This is a genomic window from Flavobacterium oncorhynchi (assembly GCF_002217355.1).
GTDB lineage: Bacteria > Bacteroidota > Bacteroidia > Flavobacteriales > Flavobacteriaceae > Flavobacterium > Flavobacterium oncorhynchi.
Genome location: NZ_MUHA01000007.1, coordinates 418,030 through 444,801, shown reverse-complemented (window position 1 = coordinate 444,801; position 26,772 = coordinate 418,030). Strand labels below are relative to the sequence as shown.

Annotated in this window: 25 protein-coding genes and 2 tRNA genes; 11 read left to right on the top strand and 16 right to left on the bottom strand. The window is 32.7% G+C overall.

Going from position 1 to position 26,772, the window contains the following annotated elements:
* The first annotated feature begins 5 nt into the window (after positions 1-5).
* Both sufC and sufD read left to right on the top strand, forming a co-directional pair.
* Positions 6-752, top strand: coding sequence for a Fe-S cluster assembly ATPase SufC (sufC, locus tag B0A75_RS07445; protein WP_089053659.1), 747 nt, complete (start codon positions 6-8; stop codon positions 750-752).
* Positions 753-818: 66 nt separating this feature from the next.
* Entirely contained in the window at positions 819-2,135 is a 1,317-nt protein-coding gene (gene sufD, locus B0A75_RS07440) for a Fe-S cluster assembly protein SufD (RefSeq protein ID WP_089053658.1), read from the top strand.
* A 116-nt stretch (positions 2,136-2,251) separates the two neighbouring features.
* On the opposite strand, the gene B0A75_RS07435 is transcribed toward sufD, so the two are convergent.
* Positions 2,252-2,722: a hypothetical protein gene (locus B0A75_RS07435; RefSeq protein ID WP_089053657.1), complete on the bottom strand. Its 471-nt coding sequence runs from the start codon at positions 2,720-2,722 to the stop codon at positions 2,252-2,254.
* A 3-nt stretch (positions 2,723-2,725) separates the two neighbouring features.
* Positions 2,726-4,075 (bottom strand): serine hydrolase domain-containing protein, encoded by a 1,350-nt coding sequence (locus tag B0A75_RS07430; RefSeq protein ID WP_089053656.1) that lies wholly within the window; start codon positions 4,073-4,075, stop codon positions 2,726-2,728.
* A 220-nt stretch (positions 4,076-4,295) separates the two neighbouring features.
* Here B0A75_RS07430 and B0A75_RS07425 point away from each other — a divergent pair, with 220 nt between their 5' ends.
* The 6 genes from B0A75_RS07425 (at position 4,296) to B0A75_RS07400 (ending at position 8,456) form a co-directional block, all read left to right on the top strand.
* The gene (locus B0A75_RS07425) at positions 4,296-5,510 is read left to right on the top strand and encodes an aminotransferase class V-fold PLP-dependent enzyme (protein WP_089053655.1); all 1,215 of its coding nucleotides are present in this window, start codon (positions 4,296-4,298) and stop codon (positions 5,508-5,510) included.
* A gap of 11 nt (positions 5,511-5,521) precedes the next feature.
* Positions 5,522-5,947 (top strand): hypothetical protein, encoded by a 426-nt coding sequence (locus B0A75_RS07420; RefSeq protein ID WP_089053654.1) that lies wholly within the window; start codon positions 5,522-5,524, stop codon positions 5,945-5,947.
* A gap of 2 nt (positions 5,948-5,949) precedes the next feature.
* Positions 5,950-6,375, top strand: coding sequence for a SufE family protein (locus tag B0A75_RS07415; protein ID WP_089053653.1), 426 nt, complete (start codon positions 5,950-5,952; stop codon positions 6,373-6,375).
* 135 nt (positions 6,376-6,510) lie between these two features.
* The gene (locus tag B0A75_RS07410; RefSeq protein ID WP_071636312.1) at positions 6,511-6,834 is read left to right on the top strand and encodes an SUF system Fe-S cluster assembly protein; all 324 of its coding nucleotides are present in this window, start codon (positions 6,511-6,513) and stop codon (positions 6,832-6,834) included.
* Positions 6,835-6,916: 82 nt separating this feature from the next.
* Positions 6,917-7,426 carry a DUF2480 family protein gene (locus B0A75_RS07405; protein ID WP_089053652.1) on the top strand — a complete coding sequence of 170 codons (510 nt, stop codon included), beginning with the start codon at positions 6,917-6,919 and terminating at the stop codon, positions 7,424-7,426.
* A 79-nt stretch (positions 7,427-7,505) separates the two neighbouring features.
* A complete protein-coding gene (locus B0A75_RS07400) occupies positions 7,506-8,456 on the top strand; it encodes a DUF3078 domain-containing protein (RefSeq protein WP_089053651.1) in 951 nt (316 codons plus the stop codon).
* Between the two features lie 139 nt (positions 8,457-8,595).
* Here B0A75_RS07400 and hflX read toward each other — a convergent pair whose 3' ends face one another.
* The 11 genes from hflX to B0A75_RS07340 form a co-directional block, all read right to left on the bottom strand.
* Entirely contained in the window at positions 8,596-9,828 is a 1,233-nt protein-coding gene (hflX, locus tag B0A75_RS07395; protein WP_089053650.1) for a GTPase HflX, read from the bottom strand.
* 167 nt (positions 9,829-9,995) lie between these two features.
* A complete protein-coding gene (locus B0A75_RS07390; protein WP_089053649.1) occupies positions 9,996-10,859 on the bottom strand; it encodes a hypothetical protein in 864 nt (287 codons plus the stop codon).
* A 121-nt stretch (positions 10,860-10,980) separates the two neighbouring features.
* The gene (locus B0A75_RS07385; protein ID WP_089053648.1) at positions 10,981-12,330 is read right to left on the bottom strand and encodes a DUF5689 domain-containing protein; all 1,350 of its coding nucleotides are present in this window, start codon (positions 12,328-12,330) and stop codon (positions 10,981-10,983) included.
* Between the two features lie 17 nt (positions 12,331-12,347).
* Positions 12,348-15,164: a peptidase associated domain and porin domain-containing protein gene (locus B0A75_RS07380; protein WP_089053647.1), complete on the bottom strand. Its 2,817-nt coding sequence runs from the start codon at positions 15,162-15,164 to the stop codon at positions 12,348-12,350.
* 246 nt (positions 15,165-15,410) lie between these two features.
* Positions 15,411-16,628: an MFS transporter gene (locus B0A75_RS07375; RefSeq protein WP_089053646.1), complete on the bottom strand. Its 1,218-nt coding sequence runs from the start codon at positions 16,626-16,628 to the stop codon at positions 15,411-15,413.
* Between the two features lie 185 nt (positions 16,629-16,813).
* A complete protein-coding gene (locus tag B0A75_RS07370) occupies positions 16,814-17,854 on the bottom strand; it encodes a Gfo/Idh/MocA family oxidoreductase (protein WP_089053645.1) in 1,041 nt (346 codons plus the stop codon).
* Positions 17,855-18,018: 164 nt separating this feature from the next.
* Positions 18,019-19,089 carry an NADH:flavin oxidoreductase/NADH oxidase gene (locus tag B0A75_RS07365; protein WP_089053644.1) on the bottom strand — a complete coding sequence of 357 codons (1,071 nt, stop codon included), beginning with the start codon at positions 19,087-19,089 and terminating at the stop codon, positions 18,019-18,021.
* 328 nt (positions 19,090-19,417) lie between these two features.
* Positions 19,418-20,035: an HlyD family secretion protein gene (locus B0A75_RS07355; RefSeq protein WP_244284358.1), complete on the bottom strand. Its 618-nt coding sequence runs from the start codon at positions 20,033-20,035 to the stop codon at positions 19,418-19,420.
* Between the two features lie 261 nt (positions 20,036-20,296).
* Positions 20,297-20,494, bottom strand: a complete 198-nt coding sequence (locus B0A75_RS07350; RefSeq protein WP_089053643.1) for a hypothetical protein — start codon at positions 20,492-20,494, stop codon at positions 20,297-20,299.
* Positions 20,495-21,077: 583 nt separating this feature from the next.
* A complete protein-coding gene (locus tag B0A75_RS20790; protein WP_262490098.1) occupies positions 21,078-21,203 on the bottom strand; it encodes a hypothetical protein in 126 nt (41 codons plus the stop codon).
* A 17-nt stretch (positions 21,204-21,220) separates the two neighbouring features.
* A complete protein-coding gene (locus tag B0A75_RS07340; protein WP_109191337.1) occupies positions 21,221-21,361 on the bottom strand; it encodes a bacteriocin in 141 nt (46 codons plus the stop codon).
* Positions 21,362-21,672: 311 nt separating this feature from the next.
* Between B0A75_RS07340 and rseP the strand changes: the two genes are divergently transcribed.
* The 3 genes from rseP to B0A75_RS07325 all read left to right on the top strand — a co-directional run bounded on the left by rseP (position 21,673) and on the right by B0A75_RS07325 (position 23,285).
* Positions 21,673-23,013 carry an RIP metalloprotease RseP gene (gene rseP, locus B0A75_RS07335; protein WP_089053640.1) on the top strand — a complete coding sequence of 447 codons (1,341 nt, stop codon included), beginning with the start codon at positions 21,673-21,675 and terminating at the stop codon, positions 23,011-23,013.
* An 86-nt stretch (positions 23,014-23,099) separates the two neighbouring features.
* Positions 23,100-23,173 (top strand) — tRNA-Asn (locus B0A75_RS07330).
* 38 nt (positions 23,174-23,211) lie between these two features.
* Positions 23,212-23,285, top strand: a tRNA-Asn gene (locus B0A75_RS07325).
* A gap of 55 nt (positions 23,286-23,340) precedes the next feature.
* On the opposite strand, the gene B0A75_RS07320 is transcribed toward B0A75_RS07325, so the two are convergent.
* The 3 genes from B0A75_RS07320 to B0A75_RS07310 all read right to left on the bottom strand — a co-directional run bounded on the left by B0A75_RS07320 (position 23,341) and on the right by B0A75_RS07310 (position 26,729).
* On the bottom strand, positions 23,341-24,030 hold the full coding sequence (locus B0A75_RS07320) for a tetratricopeptide repeat protein (protein ID WP_089053639.1): 690 nt from the start codon (positions 24,028-24,030) through the stop codon (positions 23,341-23,343).
* 202 nt (positions 24,031-24,232) lie between these two features.
* On the bottom strand, positions 24,233-25,429 hold the full coding sequence (locus tag B0A75_RS07315) for a C1 family peptidase (protein WP_089053638.1): 1,197 nt from the start codon (positions 25,427-25,429) through the stop codon (positions 24,233-24,235).
* Between the two features lie 211 nt (positions 25,430-25,640).
* Positions 25,641-26,729 (bottom strand): BamA/TamA family outer membrane protein, encoded by a 1,089-nt coding sequence (locus tag B0A75_RS07310; RefSeq protein WP_244284357.1) that lies wholly within the window; start codon positions 26,727-26,729, stop codon positions 25,641-25,643.
* Positions 26,730-26,772: the final 43 nt, after the last annotated feature.

The following is a 26,772-nucleotide window of genomic DNA, read 5'->3' as shown; positions in this document are numbered from 1 at the left end:
AAACAATGTTATCAATAAAAAACCTTCACGCCTCAATTGGTGATAAAGAAATCCTGAAAGGAATTAATATAGAAGTTAAAGCTGGCGAAGTACACGCTATCATGGGACCAAACGGTTCTGGAAAAAGTACACTTTCTGCAGTTATTGCAGGAAACGAAAACTATGAAGTTACAGACGGAGAAGTTTTCCTTGACGGAGAAGATCTTGCAGATTTAGCTCCAGAAGAAAGAGCACATAAAGGAGTTTTCCTTTCGTTTCAATATCCTGTAGAAATTCCTGGAGTTAGTGTAACTAACTTTATGAAAACTGCAATCAACGAAACTCGTAAAGCAAACGGTCAGGAAGAAATGCCTGCAAACGAGATGTTGAAAGTAATTCGTGAGAAATCTGAATTATTAGAAATCGATCGTAAATTTTTATCTCGTTCTTTAAACGAAGGTTTTTCTGGAGGAGAGAAAAAAAGAAACGAGATTTTTCAAATGGCAATGTTGGAGCCCAAATTAGCTATCCTTGACGAAACCGATTCTGGTCTTGATATCGATGCTTTAAGAATTGTGGCTAATGGTGTAAACAAATTAAAAAGCGACAAAAACGCAATTATCGTAATCACACACTACCAACGTTTGTTAGATTATATCGTTCCTGATTTCGTTCACGTTCTTTACAACGGAAGAATCGTAAAATCTGGAGGAAAAGAACTAGCTTACGAATTAGAAGAAAAAGGATACGACTGGATCAAAGCAGAAAACTAGTTTACAGTTACAGTTTACAGTTTGCAAAAACTCATAACTCATAACTCATAACTTACAACTAAAGAAATGGATTTAAAAGAAAAATTAGTATCGTCTTTTATGGCTTTTGAAGAGCGTGTCGATGTACATTCAGATTTACATGACATACGCACAAATGCTTTAAAAAACTTCGAAAATAAAGGTTTCCCAACCAAAAAAGAAGAAGCTTGGAAATATACATCGCTAAATGCCATCTTAAAAAATGACTTTTCGGTTTTTCCAAAACAGGAAAATGCAATCGAATTTAGTCAGGTAAAAAAATACTTTTTACACGAAATCGACACTTATAAATTAGTATTTGTCGATGGCGTATTTAGTTCGCATTTGTCTTCTACAACACATGACGGAATCGATGTTTGCTTAATGTCATCAGCATTAACCAAACCAAAATATAAAATGATTATTGATACTTACTTTAATCAAATTGCAAGTAAAGATGACAGCTTGACTTCATTGAATACTGCTTTTGCAATGGAAGGTGCTTTTATCAATATTCCGAAGAAAAAAGTAGCCGATAAACCAATTGAGATTATGTATTTCTCAACTGGAAGCGAAGCAGCTTTAATGGTTCAGCCAAGAAATTTGATTATTGTGGGTGAAAATTCACATGTTCAAATTATTGAGCGTCACCAAAGTTTGAATGAAAATCCTGTTTTAACAAACTCTGTTACTGAGATTTTTGCTCAAAAACGCGCGATTGTTGATTATTACAAAATTCAAAACGACAATAGTGAAGCCAATTTAATTGACAACACTTACGTTTCTCAACAACAGGAAAGTCATGCTTATGTACACACTTTTTCTTTTGGTGGAAATTTAACTCGCAACAACTTGAATTTTTATCATTTTGGTGAAAGATTGACAAGTACGTTAAACGGAATTTCGATCTTAAACGACAAGCAACATGTTGACCATTATACTTTGGTAAACCACGCAACGCCAAACTGTGAAAGTTTTCAGGATTATAAAGGAATTTTCTCTGATCGCTCAACAGGAGTTTTCAACGGAAAAGTTTTAGTAGAAAAAGAAGCTCAAAAAACAAATGCTTTTCAAAAAAGCAACAACATTTTATTGAGTGACAAAGCGACTATCAATGCAAAACCACAATTAGAGATTTTTGCTGATGACGTAAAATGTTCTCACGGTTGTACAGTTGGACAATTAGATGAAACAGCAATGTTCTACATGCAGTCACGTGGTATCCCTCAAAAAGAAGCTAAAGCTTTATTGATGTACGCATTCTCAAATGCCGTTATCGAAAGCATCAAAATACCAGAATTAAAACAAAGAATTACTAAAATCATTGCTACGAAATTAGGCGTGAATTTAGGATTTGATTTGTAGATATACTTAACCGCTAAGAGCGCTAAGATTTACGCAAAGTTCGCAAAGTTTTTCACTAAACTTTGCGAACTTTGCGCTTTTTACTTGGCGTCTTTGCGGTTAATTATTTATAAATTCTATAAAATCTCTGCACTTCCAACTAAATTTGGTCCTTCATGAATCCACCAAACTTGTCCTTTATTAAGATATTTTTCAATTGGTTGATTAACTAGAAATCTGACTGTAACTATTTTTTCTTCGCCCGGTTCAATTGTTGATTGATTTTCGAAAATAATATCTCCCATAAAGGCTTGATTTACTTTTCCATCATTTCCATACTCAAAAACATGATCCGGCCTAAAACCACTAGCAATACCTGTCTTCCTTCCTCCTTCATCAGTTTCTTTAAGTTTAATTTTAGCTTTAACAGGTAATAAGCCATTCGAATTCTCGTATTGCAAATCTTTATAACTCATTAAGGTATATTTGTCATAAGCCATAACATCAATTATTATAGAATTTCCAGAACTTAGCCAACGCTTAAATATCAAAGCTCCATTCATATATAAATAAAGCTCGTCATCTTCTATTCTTTTTAAAATTGCCATTTATTATTTTTTCACACTCTCAATTATCCCTTTCAAAAACTCATTAAAATCAAATCCAGGTTCTTCTTCCTTCACTCCCATTCTCACAATTACCATATCCAAAGACGGAATAATCGCCACCATTTGACCTTGATAGCCACTGCAATAAAACATATCACGAGGAACATCCGGGAATTTTCCTCCGGCGTTTAGCCAAAATTGAGCTCCATATTTTCCTTCAGAAGTATTCGTTGGCGTTGCTGTATATTTTACCCAGCTTTCGTCTAGAATTTGCTCTCCGTTCCAGTTTCCTTTATGCAGATATAATAATCCGAATTTTGACCAGTCTCTTGGCGTTGCCCATCCGTAAGACGAACCTACGAAAGTTCCACTCATGTCTTGTTCGACAATCATCGAGTTCATTCCGATTTTGTCGATTACGGCGCTGTACCAAAAATCAAGATATTCTTGTTGTGTTTTAAATTGGCTTCTTAAAATTCGGGATAATAAATTGGTTGTTCCTGATGAATAATACCAATGTGTGTTTGGTTTGTATTTCGCAGGTTTATCCATTTGTACTTTTCCCATGTCTTCAGACTGAAAAAGCATTTGAGTAGCATCACAAATCGTACTGTAATTCTCTTCCCATTCTAAACCAGAATTCATATGAAGTAAATCGTTAACCGTAATATTTTTACGCTCATCATTTTGCCATTCTTTAATTGGCGCTGGTTTATAAATATCAATTTTTCCTTGTTTGGCTAAAACTCCAAAAGCTGAACTTGTGATACTTTTAGTCATCGACCAACCCAGAATTTTACTGTCTTTATTAAAACCTGTATCATATTTTTCGGTAATTAATTTGTCTTTATATAAAACAACAACAGCGCGTGTTCTTTTCTTTTTCCCGCCATCTTTATCAAAAGAATTGTCAACAGCTTTCTTTAATTTTGCATAGTCGACATTTGCAAAAGCAGAATCTTTTGGTTCATTATTTCCGTACGGAAAAGGCAAATCATTAACTAATTTTGTTCTTTTTGGAAGCAAGTACGGTTTCGAAATATCAAAATCATCATTAATTAATAAAGCTCCCAAACCTTCTCTGTAAATTGCTTTTCTTTCTTTCAATCCATAAACAGATGAAACTGCAAATTTTCCAGCATCATCTATTGAATTTTTAGCCAAATCAATCATATCGATATCATTGTCTGTTTTTTCAATTAAATCCAATGGACGATTATCGATAAAATGTCCTGATGCAACACTTTTGGCAGAAAAACCAGAAATCAGATCCAATTTCGGATAAGTTGTAAATCCGAAATACAAAAAGGCAAGAACCAAAACAAGCAGAAATACTTTGAGAAACTTTTTCATGACTATTTAGATATTTTTATTGCAATATAAATAATTTATGCTCACGATTTTAGAACTCAATTTACAAATCTGTTTCGGATAATTCAAAAAACGGAATTATTTTTTACGGAATCAATATTTACAACAGCTGACAATGGCGCCATAAAAGGAAATTATAGAATTGCTGTATAAACAAATTTAGTTTTAGTACTTTTGTAAATAGATTTTTTCTAAATAAGACATGCTAGATATCCAAAAAATAAGAGCTGATTTCCCGATACTTTCGCAAACTGTAAACGGAAAACCATTAGTATATTTCGACAACGGAGCTACTTCGCAAAAACCACAAATTGTGATTGATGCCGAAGTAAAATATTATCAAGAAATTAATGCCAATATTCACCGTGGCGTTCACACTTTAAGCCAATTAGCTACTGATGCTTACGAGATTTCTCGTGGCAAAGTAAAAGACCATATAAATGCAAAACACGCTCACGAAGTACTTTTTACTTCGGGAACTACACACGGAATCAACTTGGTTACAAATGGTTTTGCTTCAATCTTGAAACCTGGCGACGAAGTAATTGTTTCTTCATTAGAACATCACAGTAATATTGTGCCTTGGCAAATGTTATGTGAAAAAACAGGTGCTGTTTTGAAAGTAATTCCGATGAATGAAAATGGAGAATTAATCATCGAAGAATTTGATGCATTGCTTTCAGAAAAAACAAAAGTGGTTACAGTAAATCATATTTCAAACGCTCTCGGAATTATCAATCCGATTAAATATATTATTGACAAAGCACACGCTGTTGGTGCTGCAGTTTTGATTGACGGCGCGCAGGCAGTTCCGCATTTAAAACCAGATGTTCAGGAATTAGATTGTGATTTTTATGCTTTTTCAGGACATAAAATGTGCGGTCCTACTGGAACTGGAATTTTGTATGGAAAAGAAGAATGGCTGAACAAACTTCCTCCTTATCAAGGCGGCGGCGAAATGATTAAAGAAGTTACTTTCGAGAAAACTACTTATGCTGATCTTCCTCATAAATTTGAAGCTGGAACACCAAATATCGCTGGCGGAATTGTTTTAGGAACTGCTATTGATTATTTAAATAATATTGGTTTCGAAAATATTCAGGAATATGAGCACGAACTTTTAGAGTACGCTACAAAGCGTTTATCTGAGATTGAAGATTTAAGAATCTACGGAACTGGAAAGAATAAAGCGTCTGTGGTTTCATTTAATATTGATGGAATTCACCCTTACGATATTGGTTCAATTATCGACAAATTAGGAATTGCGGTTAGAACCGGACATCATTGTGCGCAGCCAATTATGAATTTTTTCTGCATTCCGGGAACAATTCGTGCTTCTTTTTCTTTTTACAACACCAAAGAGGAAATTGATCTAATGGTTGATGCAGTTAAGAAAGCCCAAACTATGCTGAGCTAAAAACCTTTTATATGAGAATTTTATCTTTATTACTCTTAACTATTTTTATTGGAACGAGCTGTTCTAGTCAAAAAAATGCAGATATGACCAAAACACAATTGGAATACACTGCCGTTTCAAGAGGAATTTACAAGAAGATAATTATTCAAAATAAAACAGCAGCCGTTACCAATGGCAGAAATGCGGAAGCTGTAGAAACAAAGATTGATGAGGCAAAATGGAAACAAATTGTCGCTCAATTTTCGAAAATAAATTTAGAAAATATTCCAAATTTGAAAGCTCCAACAGAAAAACGTTTTTACGACGGTGCCGCGATTGGAAATTTAAAAGTAACTCAAAATCAAAAAACCTACGAAACAAAAGGTTTCGACAATGGTTTTCCTCCAAAGGAAATAGAAAAACTGGTTAATTTACTGGTTGATTTTGCTAAAGAATAATTATGACAATAAAAGAAATTCAAAACGAAATAATAGACGAATTTTCGATGTTCGACGACTGGATGCAGCGTTATGAATACATCATCGAACTAGGAAAAAGTCTTCCGTTAATTAAAGAAGAATACAAAACCGACGAGAATTTAATCAAAGGATGTCAGTCTAAAGTTTGGCTTCAAGGCGAACAAAAAAATGACAAAATTGTTTTTACGGCTGATAGTGATGCTATTTTAACAAAAGGAATAATTGCGATTTTAATTCGCGCTTTCTCCAATCAAAAAGCAGAAGATATTATAAATGCAGATACTGATTTTATTGACGAAATTGGTTTAAAAGAACATTTATCAGCAACACGTGCCAACGGTTTGGTTTCGATGATCAAAAACATCAAAATGTACGCTTTAGCTTTTGACGCAAAAAATAAAAATTAAAAAAAAGAATTAACCATTAAGGCATTAAGGTTCATAAAGCTTTGAGCTTAATTTTCTAAGTAATTACAAAGAGAATTAAGCGAACTGTAAAACTTAATTTTCTTAATCTCTTAATGGTAAAAACAAATACACAAAATGGAACAAGAAATCGATACAAACGAATTAGGAGAATCAATCGTAAAAGTTTTAAAAGGAATTTACGATCCTGAGATTCCTGTTGATATTTATGAATTAGGATTAATTTACGATGTAATGGTTAATACTGATTATGAAGTAAAAATCTTAATGACACTTACATCTCCAAACTGCCCAGTTGCGGAAAGTTTACCGAGAGAAGTTGAAGAGAAAGTAAAAACAATCGAAAACATCAAAGATGTAGAGGTAGAAATTACTTTTGATCCGCCTTGGAGTAAAGATTTAATGAGCGAAGAAGCAAAATTAGAATTAGGAATGCTTTAAAAAATAGTCATAAAGTTGAAAGTCATAAAGTCTAAAATAAAGGACTTTACGACTTTCGACATTCGACTTTAAGACTTACAGAATGGAAGAAATCATCAATAAAGTTGCCAATAGTGCTTTAGAAGTTTTTGATCTTGAGGATTATTATCCAAAAGGAATCCGTACACAAATTGACATTTCACAATGGCTATTGGAAGGATTTTTATTGAAAGAAAAAGACTTTAGAGAACACTTAAAAAATCACGATTGGTCGCAATACCAAGATCAATATGTGGCTGTGCATTGCAGTACAGACGCTATCGTTCCGGCTTGGGCATTGATTTTAGTAAGTGTACATTTGGCACCATACGCTAAAAAAGTGGTCAATGGAACTATTGAAGATTTAGACGCCAGTTTATACGAAGAAATCTTAAGTAAAATTGATTATTCAGCCTACAAAAGTAAACCTGTAATTGTAAAGGGCTGTTCAAGAAAGCCAGTTCCTATGCGCGCTTATATTTTGGCCGCGACTTATTTACAGCCATTTGCAAGAAGTATAATGTATGGCGAAGCTTGTTCGGCAGTACCATTATACAAAGAATCTAAGAAATAACCTGCTTTTACGATCGCTTAAGTCCTGTGCTTTTAACAGTTTTTTAGTATATTTGTTTATACACTAAAACTAAACAACTATGAGAAAGCTGACGTTATTACTCTTCATTTTAGCGAACTTTACTTTTGTTCAGGCACAAAATTCAGAAAAAGAATTAATTCAAAATACCGAAAAAGCGGTAAAAAAAATAAATGATACTATTGAGAAAGAAGGCTGGAAAGCAAAAGGAACCGTGTCTCTTTTGCTGAATCAGTCAAGCTTTAACAATTGGATTGCTGGAGGAGAAGACAGCTTTTCCGGAACTTTGGGAATCAATTATGATTTCAATTACAAAAAAGAAGACTTAACTTGGGATAATAAAGTTTTAGCTTCTTACGGACTTCTACAAACAAAAAATGATGACTACACAAAGAAAACAGATGACCGTTTAGAATTCAACTCTATAGTCGGAAAAAAAGCTTTTGGGCAGTGGTATTACTCATACTTCCTAAATTTTAGAACACAATTTTCTACCGGTTACATTTATGATAAAGATGCCAATGGAAAGCAAATAAGGACTGAACAAACTAAATTTATGTCTCCTGGCTATCTTACTACAGGTCCAGGTGTTTACTGGACGAAAGATGACAATCTTAAAATAAATTTTGCACCTCTAACTTCAAAATTCACTTTTGTAGACAACGCTTATACAACTGGAATCGATAGATTTACTGGTCTGCCATATGTAGACGGCAGTTATTTTGGTGTTGATGAAGGTAAAAGTATGAGATACGAATTAGGTTTTTATGCTTCGGTTTATTACAAATTGGCAATTATGACGAATGTAACAGCCGAAAACACATTAAATCTTTACTCTAATTATTTAGAAGATCCTCAAAATGTAGACATCAATTACTCGCTGAATATTGTTATGAAAATAAACAAATTCCTTTCAGCAAACTTAGCCTTCCAAGCTATTTATGATGATAATGCGTTTGCAGGTCTTCAAACTAGAGAAGTTTTTGGTTTAGGAGTTAATTTTGGGTTTTAATTTAAACTGCAAACCGCTTAATTTTAGCGCAAAGAAAACTTAGACTAAAATATCTCAATAAACACAAAGTTCGCAAAGCTATATAGATTTAGCTTTGCGAACTTTGTGTTTTAATAAAAGGAGTTTATAAAAACTTAACTTATTCTTGTTCTTCCTTTTCAACTGCATCCTTATAATCTGGATACAAAAATTTATTGTACGGGAATCTCGTTATATGAATCTGACGAACTGCTTCGTAGACCATTTCTCTAAATTCTTCAAAATTTTGCTTTTGTGTTGCCGAAATAAATAAAGTATTATTTTCTCCAACATTACTCATCCAAGTTTGTTTCCATTCCTCAAGTGTATAATGTTTTCTAGTTCTTTCGGTAATCAAATCATCTTCATCGATAGTCAAATGTTTGTAAGCATCGATTTTGTTAAAAACCATAATTGTTGGTTTGTCATTGCTTTTAATTTCTTGCAAAGTTTGATTTACCGATTCGATATGATCTTCAAAATCTGGATGCGAAATATCTACAACATGCAAAAGTAAATCGGCCTCACGAACCTCATCAAGTGTACTTTTGAAAGAATCTACCAATTGTGTAGGCAATTTTCTGATGAAACCAACGGTATCAGAAAGTAAAAATGGCAGATTTTTAATTACCACTTTTCTAACTGTTGTATCTAAAGTCGCAAACAATTTATTTTCGACAAAAACATCACTTTTACCAATCGCATTCATCAAAGTCGATTTTCCAACGTTTGTATATCCAACTAAAGCCACACGAACCATTGCTCCGCGATTACTTCTTTGAATACTCATTTGTTTGTCGATCGTTTTGATCTTATCTTTCAAAAGTGAAATACGATCACGTACAATACGTCTATCTGTTTCAATCTCTGTTTCACCAGGACCACGCATACCAATTCCACCTTTTTGACGCTCAAGGTGTGTCCATAAGCCAGAAAGTCTTGGTAATAAATATTGGCATTGCGCCAACTCTACCTGAGTTCTTGCGTACGAAGTTTCGGCTCTCTGTGCAAAAATATCCAGAATCAAATTGGTTCTGTCAAGAATTTTACAATCGATAATTCTTGAAATATTCTTTTGTTGAGATGGCGACAATTCGTCATCAAAAATTAAAGTCGATATATTGTTTTCTTTTACAAAAAGATTGATCTCATCAATTTTTCCCGTACCAACAAATGTCTTCGGGTTTGGACGCTCCATTTTTTGCGAAAAACGTTTTATAACTTCACCGCCAGCGGTAAAAGTCAAAAACTCTAATTCGTCCAAATATTCGTTAAGTTTTTCCTCACTTTGATTTTGAGTTACAATACCAACAATGGCAGTTCTCTCAAAATTTATAACTTCTTTTTCTAACATAGCTTTGAATAAGTTGCAAATTTAATGATTTGCCTGCTACTTACAATTATAGAATTAGGTTTTTAAATTGTATTTAAAAAGATAAGCCATTTATAAACTATGTTTTACAAAGGATTTTCTTTTATAAAACTTGTTTACAAATGGCTTAAAAACGATTTGAAACGTATTTATTCGTAAATAAAGGTTTTCTCTGTTTTTACGATTCCGTTTTCCTCAATTTGCGAACACGAAATTGGAAAATTTAATTTGTTGTATTTATATTTTCTGCTTACAGCAACTAATACAGTAGATGATGGACTAAAATTCATTTCGTTGTTGTATGAAATCGACTCAAAACTAAACTCATCTTCATGATAAGAAATCATTGGAACGATTACTTTATAATTATCACCAAACAAGCTTTGTACAATTAACTGATCGACAGATTTTTTATCATCATAAGTGAATGATTTAGAAATTTTATCTCCAACTAATCCTTTATGTTTAGATACATTATCGTTTAGGTAAACATATTCGATTTTCCCAATGATTGCCTTGTTTCGATCACGAGAAGTGCGTCTTACAATAATTCCGTTTTCTACAATATATTCGATATCATCAACTAAATTCTGGTGATTGGTACTTTTTTTTGTAGTTACTTTTACGCGAGCTCCTTCGTATACAAAAGTGACCACTTTAGTTATATAGTCAGGTCCTTCTTGGTATTTTTTTACAAATTTGGTAATGTTATTATCGGTATTATAAGTGTAATTAATAACTTCTTTCCAGTCGCTGCCCACTTTGTCTTTAACTGTCATATCAAGCAGACCATTTTTATTATAAAAAAAATGCTGAATAACGTCTGAAGTGGTAATTGTTTGAAGTTTACCGTCTTTAAATACAACTGTCTTGTTTACAATTTCACCGTCTTTTGAATTCTGGTAATTTGTTTTTACAATGTTGATTTGTTTTAATTTCACAGGAGTATCGTCCTGACTATGTGCTAAGAAAGGAAACACCATCATTATGATGGCAATAAAGTAGATTTTCATTTTGTTTTTGTATTGATTTGGGATGACCAAAATACAAAATTCTATCAAAATTTAACACTTTAAAGCTTAAAAAAGGTCAAAATGCTCTGCAACAGATTAAAACTGAATTTTGAACTCTATTTTACTTTTCTCCAAAAATCTTTACATCATCAACCATAAAAGCACCATTAAGCGTTTTGTCTTTTCCAGATCCTACATATCTAAAGCCGATATGAATATTTCCTGAATAAGATGATAAATCGATACCGCCTGAACTTATAAATTGGCGTGCAGGAGTTGAAAGCGCCGGAATCTTTGCATCCAATTTTGTCCATTTTGCTTTTGTTATATTCGAACCATCAAAATTTGTTGAAACATAAACTTCGAGTGTATTTAACGGCGAATCAACTTTTAAATCATGTTGCGCACTTCTAAAAGACAATACCGCATTCTTATATCCTGTTAAATTAATTTTAGGAGAAACCAGCCAGGCAATATTTTCTGCAGCTGTTGTGCTTGTGGTATTAAATTCGGCATAACCATTTCCTGCATAAACTATACTTTTCCATAATTTTGTTGCCTTTTCTACAATATTACTCCAACCGGGAAGTGCAAAATTGACATTGTTTTTAACTGTTTGGAAATCTTCTGAAAAAAACGGAGTATTTCTTTTCCCATTCATTACAACATCATTTTCAGATCGTACCATCAATTGATAATCTGAACCAAATTTGGTTAAAATCCCTCTAACCTTTCCACTTCCTTCTGGCACAAAATGATCTGCAAATTTTGCATAACTGCTTGTTCTAAAAATAATTTGATTTCCCGTTTTATCACGCAAGTTCCAATTTGTTGACCCTCCCACGTTATTTGATTCTTCAAAATAATGACGACCAAGAGCTGTTTCCGTAAATTCTACATCATTGAACTCTATTAACGTATTTAATTTACTATCAATAAGTGCCTCTTCTATAGAAAGTGATTCAACTAATTGGTTTTCATCAATTGTAGTACAGGAGGCATTTAATATATTCTTAAAGTCATTCTGAGAAATTCTGCCAATTGCAGGATCTCCTGAATTGCTAACGTATAAACTTCCTATTCTTAAACCTCCATAATACAAATCCGTGAATTGATTTTTGAGTTTCACATAAACTTTGTTCCCCAAACGATAATCAATATAAGTATTAGAAACATCAACTGGAACACTAAACCCCACTGCAGGGCTGTTAGCTGTTGCTTTTGTTTGCAGTGAAATGGTTTTAAAAAAGTTTCCTCCTTCGTCACTCGATACTACATAAGCTTCAATAATATCATCATACAAATATTGCTTTGCCGCACTGCTCGAAAGTTCGTACACTTTTTCGACTGTTTTATTTACTGTAAAATCTGGTTGTGTACAAACTAGTTTTGGGATTTCAACTTCGGTGTTGCAGCCTAAAACAAATAGTAATAATGACGCAAAAAATGAGTTTAGGATTATATTTTTCATGATAAATAAATTTTCGTTTATAAACCGATTGTGAGATTTAAGAAATAAGTTCTGCCGTAACCATAGTAATATTTTGGTCCAAAAGAAGGCGTTCCGCTGGATACATCTTGATTTAAGGCTCTAAAGTTTGCATTCCGCGCCTGCTCAAAACCGCCAGTTTTATATATTGAATTCAAAACATTATTAGCGCTGGCAAAAAGTCCGATATATTTTTTATGAACCCTCCAAGATTTTCCGCCACTAACATTTAATAAGCTTACAGGATCAAATTTTTCTTGTTTTAATAATTCATTTCCTCTTTCAGATGTTGCTTCGGGAAAAGGAAATCCATTTGCGGGATTAATGTAGAACTGAGAAGTTCGAGAAATTGGAGAAACATCAATATAATTATCTGTCAAATAATTTATATTAGTTCCAATCCACCAGAATTTAGGATCACGATATTCTAAACCAACTGAAAAGGCGCTTTGAGGTGTTCCAGATTGTTTGTAGTTTTTAAGATAGGCGGAGCCAAAGTCAAAAGTAGTTTGTGCACCATCTTTTGCTGCATTTGCATCATTTGTAATCGATACATTTGGATTACTGCTGTAAATATAATTACCGTAAGTGGCACTTAACGTTGTTTTTAATGTTGATGAGATTTGATATTCAAAACTCAACTCTGCTCCAGTATTTTTCTTATCTAAATGTGTTAAAGTCTGACTTACAAAAGCATCTGTTGCATCATAACCTGCGCCATTATCAAAAATTCCTTCGGCATAAAAAAAAGACGTTTTTGAAGTGTTTTTAATTAAAGTGTAAAAAGCTGTTAATCGCATTTTAAGCTTTGGAGAACTATACACATAATTGGCTTCAGCACTGCTAATGTTTTCACTTTCTATTCCGTTTACTATATTATTATTTAAACGTGAATTTGAAAATGTATTTCGAAGAGACGGCGCTCTTGTAAGATGTGCTCCATTAAAAAACAGCCATTGTTTTCCCGAAATTTTATAGGTGAAGCCTCCTTTGAAACCAAAATTCTCAAAATTTACTTTCTCACTTTTTCCTAAAGATGCCGTGGCATAAATTCCGTTTTGATACAATCCTTCTCTTTGATAATTAGATACCGAATATGATTGTGCCAAATAAAACTCGGTTTTATTATAAGAAAATTTAAACTGTGTAAAAGCATCGATTGTATTGGCTAAAAAATTATAATTGTAACCAAAAACGTCTCCCTCTTTTACCTGTCTATTTGGATTCTGTAAATCAGATTGAGAAAAATCTCCTTTGTAAAATGGATCAATATCTTCAAAATATTTTCCGCCGAGAAGATCTAGTAAATATTGAAAATTATGCGATTTTAAATTTCGGTACGTAACTCCTCCATCAAAAGAAATATTTGAAGTAATCTGGGCATTTAGATTAGAATTTACTGCAAAAGTTTTATCATCTGTTCTGTCTTCGTATAGAATATAATGACTTTGTGCCGGCTCGTAATCATTTTCTCCTAGTTTTTGATTTGCCAAATACATGGCATTCCAATCTATCTGGGAATTTGTCAAAAATATGTTTTTACTTTTCTCTGCATTTTCATAATCTGGAGTAAATTCGCCTGAAAACTCTCCTTTATCTTTTGCATAAAGTGAGCTAAAATAACTTGGCATTTTTCTATAATAAACAGGATCGGGACTATCTGCATTTTGATAATCAATTGTACTGTTTCCAACTTTCCCAAATTGATACATAAGACTCGAATTCAGGTTTGTTTTTTCATCTATTCTAAAATAATGATTAAGCATAAAAAGAGGTTCTTCAACCTTTTTCACTCTTGCATTTCGTTTTTTTCCATTCTGAAATCCCCAATACGAATTGTATGTTTCTCCCATTAAACTAGTTACTTCTGCTGTATTTGGCGAATTTTTCCCACGGGAATTTGGCGTATAAAACCCTGTAAAATTGAGAGAATGCTTATTGTTTAATTTCTTTTCGACACTCATAAAAAAAGAATCGGCATCAAAATTTGTTCCTTCAAAATAGCCTTCGTCCGCCCATCTTTTACCTGCTGAAACCGCATAAGCCCAGCCCGAAGAACTCATTCCTGAAGCTATCGTTGCAATTGCTCGTAAACTATAAGTTGTATTACTTCCTGAAAAGGTAAGCTGTGATCCTTTTCGATAAAGAGAAGCTCGTGTAAAAATCTGCTGCGTTCCTAGAATACCTCCAAAAGTATAATTTGAAGCTGCTGTTCCAATCGAAAAATCCTGATTACGAAGTACGTTATTTAATCCGCCCCAATTGTTCCATTGCGGTCTGCCATCGTAGATTTTATTCATTGTCATTCCGTTCAGCATCATGGTGCCATTTTCGCTGTCTAGACCACGAATCCTAAATCTTGCCGGGCTCCAATTAAATGCTGAAGCCTGCATAAAAGCATCTTTTGAAGATTGCAAAAGCCCCGAAGTCATTTCAGATGAGCTGTTATCATCAGATAAATCACTGTCTAATAAAGTTATCAAGGCGGCTGGAACTTCATCTGAATAAATATCTTCTAATTGTAATACGCCGAGATATATAATCTGACCAAAATTTGAGTTAATTTTAAGAAGTAAGTCTTTGCAGTCTTGACTGTGAATCAAAAGCAGCTGCTCTCCCTCTATAGAAGAATGCAGTTCAAATTTGCCGCTTTTTGAAGTAAGTTTTGTTATTGAAGAATTCTGAATGCTTACTACAACATTCTCTAGAGGATTTTGCGTTTTGGCATCAATAACAACTCCTCTAAAGATTGTTTCTTGTGCAAAAGCAAAACTAAAAGACCATAGAATAAAAAAGACAATGTATTTTTTTACCATTAAAAATTCCAATTTACTTTGAAAATTATTTTCGGATATTAATCCTATTCAAAAGATAAAATTGGTTTTTGGAAAAGAGTTTTGTCTTGTTGTTAATACAAACAAGAGAAAGTTCAAATATAGATAAATTATTATAAAAGAAAATAAATTCTTACAAATTTAAAATAACTATGTTTAATCTTTTAGATAATTTTCTAAAAAAATAAAAATTTAGTGTTACGCTATAAAGTTTGTGAGCAAAAAAGATTACGCTGTAGTTCTAATTTTTGAAACCATAAAAGCAATTAAAACACCAAAAATTCCGATAAAAGCAAAAGAAAACTGAAGTCCGAAATTTTGAGCGATATGCCCAATAACTGGCGGCCCCATTAAAAAACCTAGAAAACTAACACTTGAAACAATTGTTAATGCTTCTCCAGGCGGAACAGTCGGATTTTTTCCAGCCATACTATAAACTGTAGGAACAATAGTTGCAACACCCAAACCAACTGCCATAAAGGCAATGGTGCATGGAATAATATAAGGAAGAAAAACTGCTGTAAAAAGTCCAGCAGAAATTAAGATTCCGCTAATTTGCATTACACGTTCACGACCAAATTTATTGATTAATCCATCGCCTAAAAATCTTCCTCCTGCCATCATAATCATAAATGAAGTATATCCTAAAATAACCAATGGTCCTGGTGCTTTAACTATATCTTTAAAGTAAACACCACTCCAGTCAAACATTACTCCTTCACTTGCCATACTGCAAAATCCAATAACACCAAGCCAAATTAATGCGCTGTCTGGTTTTGTAAACAGCTTTTTCTTTTCGGCAGTATGTTTGATTTTTTCTTTGGCTTTGACCAAAAATTTAAAATTAAAAGCTACCATTAAAAGTACTATGCCTCCTACTATAATAAAATGATGCAAAGGAGTTAAATTTAAAGCTAACATCCCTAAACCTACTAATGCTCCCGTAAATCCGGCAAAACTCCACATGCCATGAAACGAAGACATGATTGTTTTTTTAAAAAGAACTTCGGTATAAACACCTTGAGTATTAACGGCAATGTTTGCTAAGTTTCCAAATAGTCCAAACAAAAATAAGCCTAACGATAATTGCAAAGCTGATGTCGCCAACCCTAAATTAGCCAAACATAAAACATACATAATTAAAGAGAATACCAAAACACGGTGGCTTCCGAATTTAGTAACCATCTTTCCAGAAAACGGCATGATTATTAACTGCCCCATTGGTAAGGCAAAAAGAATAGAACCTAAATCACCTTCGGTTAAGTGTAAAGCGGTTTTAATATCTGGAATTCTGCTTGCCCAGGTTGCAAAACTTAATCCCATTCCAAAATAAAACATTCCAACAGCAAAACGAATTCGGTTCAGGTAAGAAGCTTTTGCTTCTCTAAAAACTTTCTTGATTTTTCCTTTTGTCTGGAATAATTCTAATGGATTGAAATTTATCAAAATGGATACTTTTTTAGGTTTGACAGTATAAAAGTACAAAAAAGAGATTTTATTGACCGCCAAACCCTACTAGTTCTACAAGTTATAACGTTGTAGTTTTATAAGTTGAAGCCATAAATTGTTTTTAACACATAAAAACATTCATTTTTACTAAACTCAAAGAACCATATTGAATGCATCAAATCTTATAAGTTAATCGCTTTTCTCTCGGCATTACTTGCAATTGCTGCTTCGATAATCTGCATTACTTTTACACCGTCTTGTGCTGTAACAGGCTCTATTGTATCATTTGATATTGAATTAAAAACACCATCGAAAAAAGAGAAATAATTTCCTTGAAGAGTGGATACTTTTTCTCGAATTACTTTTCCGTTAATTTCAGTATGAAGTATTCCTTGTAAATCTTCAGATTCAGTTCCCCATGTTTCTAAATTCGGCTTCTTGCCAATTTTTAATTCATCTTCCTGAACATCGCCGCGAGGTTTTAAAAAACTCCCTTTTTTTCCATGAATTGTGTATGCTGGATTAGCTTCTCTAACAAAAAATCCTGCTTTTAAACGCACTCTAAAATCTTCATAAATCAATAATAAATCAATCCAGTCGTCCACTAAAGAATTCTCTCTTGTAATTCTAATATCTCCAAAAACCGACTTTGGAGAACCAAATAAACAAACAGCCTGATCTATAATATGCGGGCCTAAATCTTTTAGAACTCCAGCTCCATCATTAGCCGTTTCTTTATGCGCTTTTGGGCTCAATAATGGATTGTATCTATCAAAATGAATTTCGGCTTCTACCAGCTCTCCTAAAACGCCGTCATGGATTACTTTTTGAACGGTTTTAAAATCGCTGTCCCATCTTCTATTTTGAAAAACGGCTAGTTTTAATCCCTTTTCTTTTGCAAGCGCAGTAAGTTCTTCGGCTTCAGCAACAGTTGTTGTAAATGCTTTTTCTACAACAGCATGTTTGCCTGCTAAAAGCACTTTTTTTGCATACTCGTAATGAGTTCCAACTGGTGTGTTTACAATTACTAAATCAACATCATCTGCTAACAGATCGTCTATTGAAGGATAACTTTTTACTTCAGGATAATCTGCCTGAATGAGTTTTTTACTTCTTTCCCAAGATCCCAATAATTCAAAACCGGGATGAATATCCAAAAATGGGGCATGAAAAACCTTCCCTGACATTCCGTATGATAATAGTGCTGTTTTAATTTTTTGCATGTTGTTTTAGTTTTTTTTCACAGATTAATGTGATTTTTTTCGCCACGAATTTCACGAATTATCACAAATTATTTTAAGCTTTCGAACGCACCTATTTGTGCAAATTCGTGGCGAAAAAACTCAAAAAAATCCTTTCAATCTGTGCAATCTGTGGCTAAATAAATTTATAGTTTAGCTCTTTCGTATTGTTTTGGCCAATGAATATCGTCGTTTAATGCTGCAGCAAAATCTAAAGGCAAGTTAGGATTTCTTAACGATGCTCTAGCAAATAAAATTAAATCGGCTTGATCTTTATTAAGGATTTCTTCGGCTTGTTTTGCTTCAGTAATTAAACCTACAGCACCTGTAAGGATGTCTGTTTCTTTTTTAACTTTTTCAGCAAAATGAACTTGATAACCTGGGCCAACTGGAATTTTTTGATGTGAAACCAATCCTCCTGATGAAACATCGATTAAATCTACTCCTTTTTCTTTTAAAATTTTTGAAAGCTTTATAGACTCTTCAATATTCCAGCCTCCATCTGCCCAATCTGTTGCTGAAATTCTAACAATTAAAGGAAAATCTTTTGGCCATTCTGTTTGAACAGCTTCTAAAATTTCAAGTGTAAAACGGATTCTATTTTCAAAACTCCCACCATATTCATCAGTTCTAACATTTGTTAAAGGCGATAAAAATTGATGCAGTAAATATCCATGTGCTGCATGAATTTCTAAAACTTTATATCCAGCTTCAACTACTCTTTTTGTTGCTGTCTTAAAATCGGTAATAACTTTTTGAATTCCGTTTTGGTCTAAAGCTTCTGGAAGAAATGGTTCGTTATCATGATACGGAATCGCGCTTGGAGCAACAGTCTGCCATCCGTCTTGATCGAAATTTAATTTTTTATTTCCAAGCCACGGAGCCGAAACACTTGCTTTTCGTCCTGCATGCGCCAATTGAATTCCTGGAACCGAATTTTGAGAAGTAATAAATTCGGTAATTTGCTTTAGTTTACCAATATGTTCCTCTTTCCAAATTCCAAGATCAGCAGGAGAAATTCTAGCTTCTGGTGAAACTGCTGTAGCTTCCTGAATAATCAATCCAGCACCTCCGCTCGCACGACTTCCTAAATGAACCAAATGCCAATCGTTTGCAAACCCATCAACAGCCGAATACTGACACATTGGCGAAATCGCAATTCTGTTTTTTAAGGTTATACTTTTTATAGTTAAAGGAGAAAATAATTGTGATGCCATATTTGTAACTTTTAATGGTTTTGTGCTGCCAATAAAAATGACAGTATCGTAAAACGTAAAGTTACGGCATCTTGCTAAAACGAGAAATTGAAATGTTTATTTATTAACAAACATTTAAAGCAGATTCTGTTTACTCCAAAGATTATAATACTCTGACTTTTGATTTAATAAATCTAAATGATTTCCAGATTCAACTATAGTCCCTTCTTTCAACACCAACCATTTTTCGCAGACTTTGATAATGAATAAATTGTGTGTCAAAACTTCCAATGTAGATTTTTCCTTCTTTTGTCGAATACAGATTTTGAAGTAATGAAATTATGTTGTTTTACCATTGCCGCTTTCTCCAATTATAGCTGTGGTTTATATAACTTTGCAAAGCTTGTTTGCTTAAGCGTAATTCGTATTCAAGTTTTTCAAAGTCTGCCTTTGCAATAATATCTTTATCATAAAGAATTTTATTGCGGTCATAATTTATTTGAGCTTGCGATATTTTGCTTTGCAATTCATTTTTTTTAGATTGAAATCTAAATAAATCTTCCCTTGCTGTAGAGGTCAATAATTGCGCTGTTTTATTATTCAAAAGATTTGAAGTGTCATTTAACAATGAAAAAACAGAACTAGATAATGTATCCTGAGTTCTTTTATCGCTTTCAAGATTTTCTTTGGAGATTTTTACAAGTGTATCTCCTTTATTTACAAAACTATTATTTTTAAAAAAAATCCCATTTATTTTTCCGCTTACTATTGTAGAGACAGGAACATTATCAATTTTACTACGGATTATTCCACGGCTTTGGCTACTTATATCTACTTTAATTACAGGTAATAATCCTAAGAAAATAAGGATTCCTAAAAGAATAATAAAGTAAATTGAAAAACTTTTTATTTTGTTTTTTGCTATAAGATTTTCGAGGGTATTTATTGAGTCTGAGCTAAAATTCATTTTTTTAAATAAAAAGAATATTCTCTTTCTTATGTTTTTGGAAAGAGAATATTCTAAAAAAATTAATTATTATTTACTTCTTGAAATACTTTTTTTAGTAATCATATACACAGAAAAAGCAATACCTAATGCTGCAAATACACCAGATAAAAACGATAAAACATGATTTTCAGGATATTTTCTCATTACTATTATAATAGAAAAATATACAAGAGCCGACAGAAAGAGAACGATTTTTTTCATAAACAACTTACATTAAAATTATTTTTTTCTAAAAATTGCAAAGATGCTTATAGATGTACTTATAGCAATTGCTATTAATAATGGTACTGAGAACAGTTCCTCATTTCCTTTCTTTGATGCAATAACTTTTCCCCAAATATAAAACCCTGTATTAGTAGCAATTAAAATCGACACGAAAAAAATTGCAAATTTTTCTAATGATATTTTTTTTTTCATTTTATTATTTTATATAAGTTAAATAATACTAAGAATGTTAGAATGGCAATAATTATGATGAAGAAAATTGGAAAACTCTTTGTTTTGTTTTTTGAGATAAGGTTTTCGAGAGTATTTATTGAATCTGAGCTGAAATTCATAGACAATCTGACTTTAATGTTTTGATAAGAAAAACCACAATAGTCTAAACAACTGTAGAATTCAAAAAAATTATATTTCTTTATCCCTTTTATTAAAATAGGCTATGATAAAAACAGCTGCTAGTGTTAATTGGTAAATTCTGTAAATCCAGATATTAGCCTTAAAGAAAAATAATTCGTGAGTCAACTCCAATTTAAAAAATGAATTAATAAATCCAATAGCAGATAATACTCCTAGCACTAAAAAAACATATTTTAAAAATTTCATATATTACAGTTTATTTATCTTAAATAGGAATTTTAATAATTTGCTTGATTATTAATCTCTCAATTATCAAACCTTGATTTAAAAAAAATATGATTTAAAATGAGTTTAATTTTTTTGATAAACATTGACTACGAAAAGGAGAAACTTCCTTTTCAGGAAGTTTCAAATGATTTTTTTAAAGAAACAATAAAATTAAACAACCTAACTCAATAGCCCTTCTCCATCTTTGTCCTGCTTCAAAACAATCTTGGCATCCTCCTTCAATTTCAATTAATTCTGTCTTATTTAATTCTACTAACATAATTTTTAAGTTTTAAATTAATATATTCCTGTTAATCCTTGAAGAAAAGAAGTAATATGAGGTCCATATTGTAACCACATACAAACTGGGCATCCTCCATCAACTTCTTGCACTTCATAAGTACTAAGCTCAACTAAATTCAACTCTTCTAAATTCATAACTTTAAAATTTAAAGGTGAATTAATAATTCCAACAAAAATCATTTTCTTGAGAACGTTTTCGTTACATCGAACTTATTATGGTTTTGTTAGAAAAATAGCCAGTAAAAGTTTTTTAAGTATCATAATAAGACATTTGTAACATTGTTGTCGAATGATATACTAATTATAAAGACATCAAATAAGTTCTGGTTAATTTAAAAGAAGAACATTTATTAACAAACATTTAAAACCTTAAACGTTATCTTGCGGTCTTAAATTAAAATAGAAAACGCTACTTTTGTGCGTTAAATACGAACTAAAAATAAAAAATGGATATAGTTATCAAACTCTCTCAATTTCTATTGAGTTTATCTTTACTTATTATTCTTCATGAATTAGGGCATTTTATCCCTGCAAAATTATTTAAAACAAGAGTCGAAAAATTTTACTTATTTTTTGATGTTAAATATTCGCTTTTAAAAAAGAAAATTGGCGAAACTGAATACGGAATTGGATGGTTACCGCTTGGAGGTTATGTAAAAATCTCTGGTATGATCGACGAAAGTATGGACAAAGAACAAATGGCTTTACCTCCACAACCTTGGGAATTTCGTTCTAAGCCGGCTTGGCAGCGTTTGATTATTATGCTTGGCGGTGTTACAGTAAACTTTATCTTGGCATTTATCATCTATATAGGAATGGCTTTTGCATACGGCGATACTTATATTGCTAATGCAGACTTAAAAGATGGTGTGGCAGTTGAAAATCCTGCAATGATTAAAGCTGGTTTTAAAACTGGTGACAAAATTATTTCTATTGATGGAAAAACTGTTGAGAATTTTGACAAGGATATGAACATGAATATCATCATGGCAAAACATATCTTGATTGAAAGAGACGGGAAACAACAGACTATTACAATGCCTACTGATTTTGTAGATCAGCTTTCTAAAACAGAAAAAGGGTTCCTTGTTGATATAAGAAGACCTTTTGCAGTAGGAAAAGTAACTGAGGATTCTGCTAATCAAAATTTAAAACCAAAAGATTTATTTCTTTCTCTTAACGGACAAAAAATTAAATATTTTGACGAAGTAAAAGCAATTTTAGAAGTAAACAAAGGAAAAACAATTCCTGCTGTTGTTTTACGAGATTTAAAAGAAACACCTATTAGTGTTAAGGTTTCAGACAAAGGAACATTAGACGTATTGGTTGGTGGTTTAGACATGAAATCATTGGAAAAACTTGGATATTATAAAGTAAGTACAAAAGAATATGGTTTCTTAGAATCTATTCCTGTAGGAATTGAAAAAGGAAAAGATCAATTAGTAGGTTACGGAAAACAATTGAAAATGATTTTTAATCCTGAAACAAAAGCATACAAACAAGTAGGTGGTTTTGCGGCTATTTATAACATTTTTCCAAGTTCTTGGAGCTGGGAAACTTTCTGGTCAATCACAGCTTTATTGTCAATTATGCTTGGAGTAATGAATTTATTGCCAATTCCAGCACTTGATGGCGGTCATGTGATGTTTTTATTATACGAAATGATTAGTGGTAAAAAACCGAGTGATAAATTCCTTGAAAACGCCCAAATGGTTGGCTTCGTACTACTTATAGCGTTGCTTTTGTTCGCAAACGGAAACGATATTTATAAGGCAATTATGAAGTAGAAAAAAAAATTGAGAAAAAGAGTTAAAATATTTTTGAGAAACTAAAAAATCGATTATATTTGCACTCGCTAAAAAGAGCAACAACTTCCTCCTTAGCTCAGTTGGTTAGAGCATCTGACTGTTAATCAGAGGGTCCTTGGTTCGAGCCCAAGAGGGGGAGCAACTTTTTTTAGCAAACATATTTACCTTTAAGGTGATTCCTCCTTAGCTCAGTTGGTTAGAGCATCTGACTGTTAATCAGAGGGTCCTTGGTTCGAGCCCAAGAGGGGGAGCTTAAAAAAAAGACGATCAAATTGATCGTCTTTTTTTGTTTTAATACTTTATGCTTTATTTTTTAGCTAGTTCACTGTTTCCGTTTTTGCTTTCAAACAACTTCATCATTTCTTCAGCTTTTTCTATTTCACTTATTGCTTTCAAAGACTGGGCATATCTAAAATAAAATACTGCGTCTAAATTTGACTCAAGATCAATAAGCTTAGAATAATACTTGGCTGCTTCCTCATAATTATCTTCAAAATAAAACTTATCAGCCACTTTTTTAAGCATGTCTACAGATTTGTATCCTTTGTCTAAAACATGGGCATAAGTGTTTAAAATATTTATGTTTGCCGAGTTCTCAGTATAGGCTGGCGTAATTACCTCAACTTTTATTGGTTTAATTTTTTGAGACATAGTATCAACAATAGCTTTCGAAGGCAAAATCATCTCTGTTTTTCTAACTTTTGCCTTTTTGTATATTGGAGTAACGGTTCTTGTGTTATTTGGTCCTAGATCGTTTGTATATACCATATCAAGCTTTGAGACTTCATATTTAGTTGTTCTTTTTCCAAATGGCATATTTATTACTTCGACCACCAAATAAGAATCAATAACAAGATCTTCATTTGATTTGCTATCTACTTTTGACTGCGTTTTTCCAGTTCCAGCATGAGCAATAGTCTGCTCTATAGACTGAGCGTAACAACTAAAAGAAAAAACGCATACAATCACTCTAAAAAGCACTGCATTTGTTTTCATGACGAATTGATTTTGATTAAAAGGGTCGTAATACTATATAAAGGTACCGCATTACAAACTTTTTACTTTAATATCACTACAAACTACGTCAAAAAACGTTCAAATGCAGAATCACGCCCAAAAGCAGCAACAAAATAGTACAAAAAAAGCGCTGCAAATTCTATTGCAGCGCTTTCTTATTTTTCAAAAGTTTGAAGTAAACTTACACTCCTAACTTCTTAGCAATGTCAGTTGGAATTCCACCTTTATTTACCATTAAGGCAGTAGTTTTATATTTTACGAAATTCTTAGTTACAAACAAGAAACCTTTATAGTCGTTTGTTTCTCCCCAAGAATTTTTTACGATATAATATTCTTTTCCTGTTTGATCTTTTGCTAGACCAATAATGTGCATTCCGTGGTCGTCTGTTGTTGTGTAGTTATCAAACGCTGTTTGACGCATTTCTGGAGTGATTTCCGGTTCTGCTTTTGGCCCGTTAAACATATCTGCTTTTTCTTCGGCTGTCATGTCATCAAATTTCTTTGTTGCAACGTATGCTACACCATTTTTCCAGCTGAAACTTTTCTCGCTCACATCTGTCGCCCATGCAACTGTGTATCCTTTTTTCAAAGCATTATCAATTACATCTGTCATATCGTTTACTTTTACGTTGTAAACTTGATCTAATGACCAGTTGTCTGGCACCATCATAGTTGTTTTTTGGTAATATGGAGATGTTGTAAATGATGACATTTCGATATACTCATCTGGATTAATTCCAACTACTTCTTTAGCGAAAGATTGTGGTGTGTAATTTTTTCCTTTATAATTAAAATTATCCGGTACTTTTCCTAAATAAGAATCAATAACAGCTGCATATGCTTTTTGCCAGTTTGGCGTTAATTCTCCATTTGGGTTTTTAACTACCGCTGCAAGAACTGCTTCGATTAAAGCTCCCATTTCACCAAATTTATTTTTATCTGTACCGTAGTTTAATCCTGTATAAACTTCTCTAGGAACAGTTCCGTATTTTTTGTACATATTAATTACATCATGCAAAGCACCACCATCACCTAAAGAAATCGCTCCATGCATACGAACATAATTCACTCCTTTTTCTACATAAACATTTCTTGCAGAAAAAATTTGCGACAACTCTACTGGTTGTTTTCCTAAACGAATCATTTCTGATTCTAAAAATGAGTTTGTTGAGTAACTCCAACAAGTTCCAGATGATCCTTGAGATTTTACAGAAGTTGTTCCTAAGTTAATTACTTCAGTGAATTTAAAGTTCTCTTTACTTTTATCACTTGCATTCAGCTTTAATGAATTTACCAAAATGTCTTGCGCAAAACAGCTGCTCACACCAACCAAAAATGCTGACGCAACGAAAACTGATTTCATCGTAATTTTATACATAATCAATGATTTAAATAGTTGACTAATTAGTAGCCTGTATTATATTTTTGTTACAAAACAATTAAATATTAAAGTATTTGTGCGAAACACAACTGTTAATTTTTTCTTAATATCTCTTATTATCAAAGTATTTATTACAAAAAGCCTCTATAGAGATGTCTACAGAGGCTTTTGTATTATATTTTTAAAAAGTAACTTCTTACATATTTTTTTATCTTAACCAATTACTGCCAAAAACAATATAATAAGCCCAATCTTCCGGACCTTTTGCAACGTCAACTCCCATTCTGAGTTTAAACTTTCTGGCAACTAAGTATCTAAATCCTGTTCCGTAGCTGTAAACTACAGGTTTTGCAAAAGCTTTATCCCAATCATTAAATGCGCTTGCTACGCCGCCAAATCCCATTAAACTCCATCTTCGGTACAAATCCCATCGTAATTCTCCTTCGGTTACAATACTGGTTTTTCCTTGATATCGAGCAGCAGGAATTCCTCTTAAATTAATACCTGGACGAAGATAAAAAGGCGGACTTCCAAACGCCTGCTCTCCTTCTATCCTAAGCCCGCCAATTAATTTTTTAGTTAAAGGATAATAACCTATTGCCGATAAATTAACGCGCCACGCATCATAATCGCTTCCTATTGCATCATCTGACCAAAAAAAGTCTGACTGCAGTCTTATCCCTTTATCTGGCGTAAATATATTATCGCGTCCATCAAACTGAATGGCAGCTCCAAGCTGACTTACGGTACTTTTAATATCTCCTGGCAGAACAAATGGCGGAGGAATATTTATGTCTGGTAAATTTATTTTAGAATTTAAAAAAAGATACTGCGGCCCAGCACTCCATTTTGCGTTTCTAAACTGCTTTAGCCATTGTGTATAGAAAACAGTAGATCTAAAATTGAGTTTGAATTCCTGATCTTTTCCATTTGGCAGATTGTTTTCGTAAAATGATAAATTCATATCGCCGTAACCTGCCATAACGCGGTATAATATTCGAGAGTTGACTAATGTACCTGAACGAAAAGCTCCTGCCATCCAACTTTTATTTCCCGTATACATACCAATTCCGCCTGTTATATCTGGATTTATAAATCGCTTTTTTTCGTTTTCATCTATTACCGGCGGGCGTTTTTTAAGGAAAATTGGCACTAATGCTCCTCCTATTCCACCCAAAGCGGGTTCGGTAATAACAGTTGGCACTACAATAAAACCATGTGCATAAATTATATAATCGCTCAAATCAAAAGCTCCATCTAGAGAATCTTTTACACTTATATGCTGTTTTTGTCCCATAATTGTATGACACGAAAAAAGGCAAAATGTAAAAATGAAAATT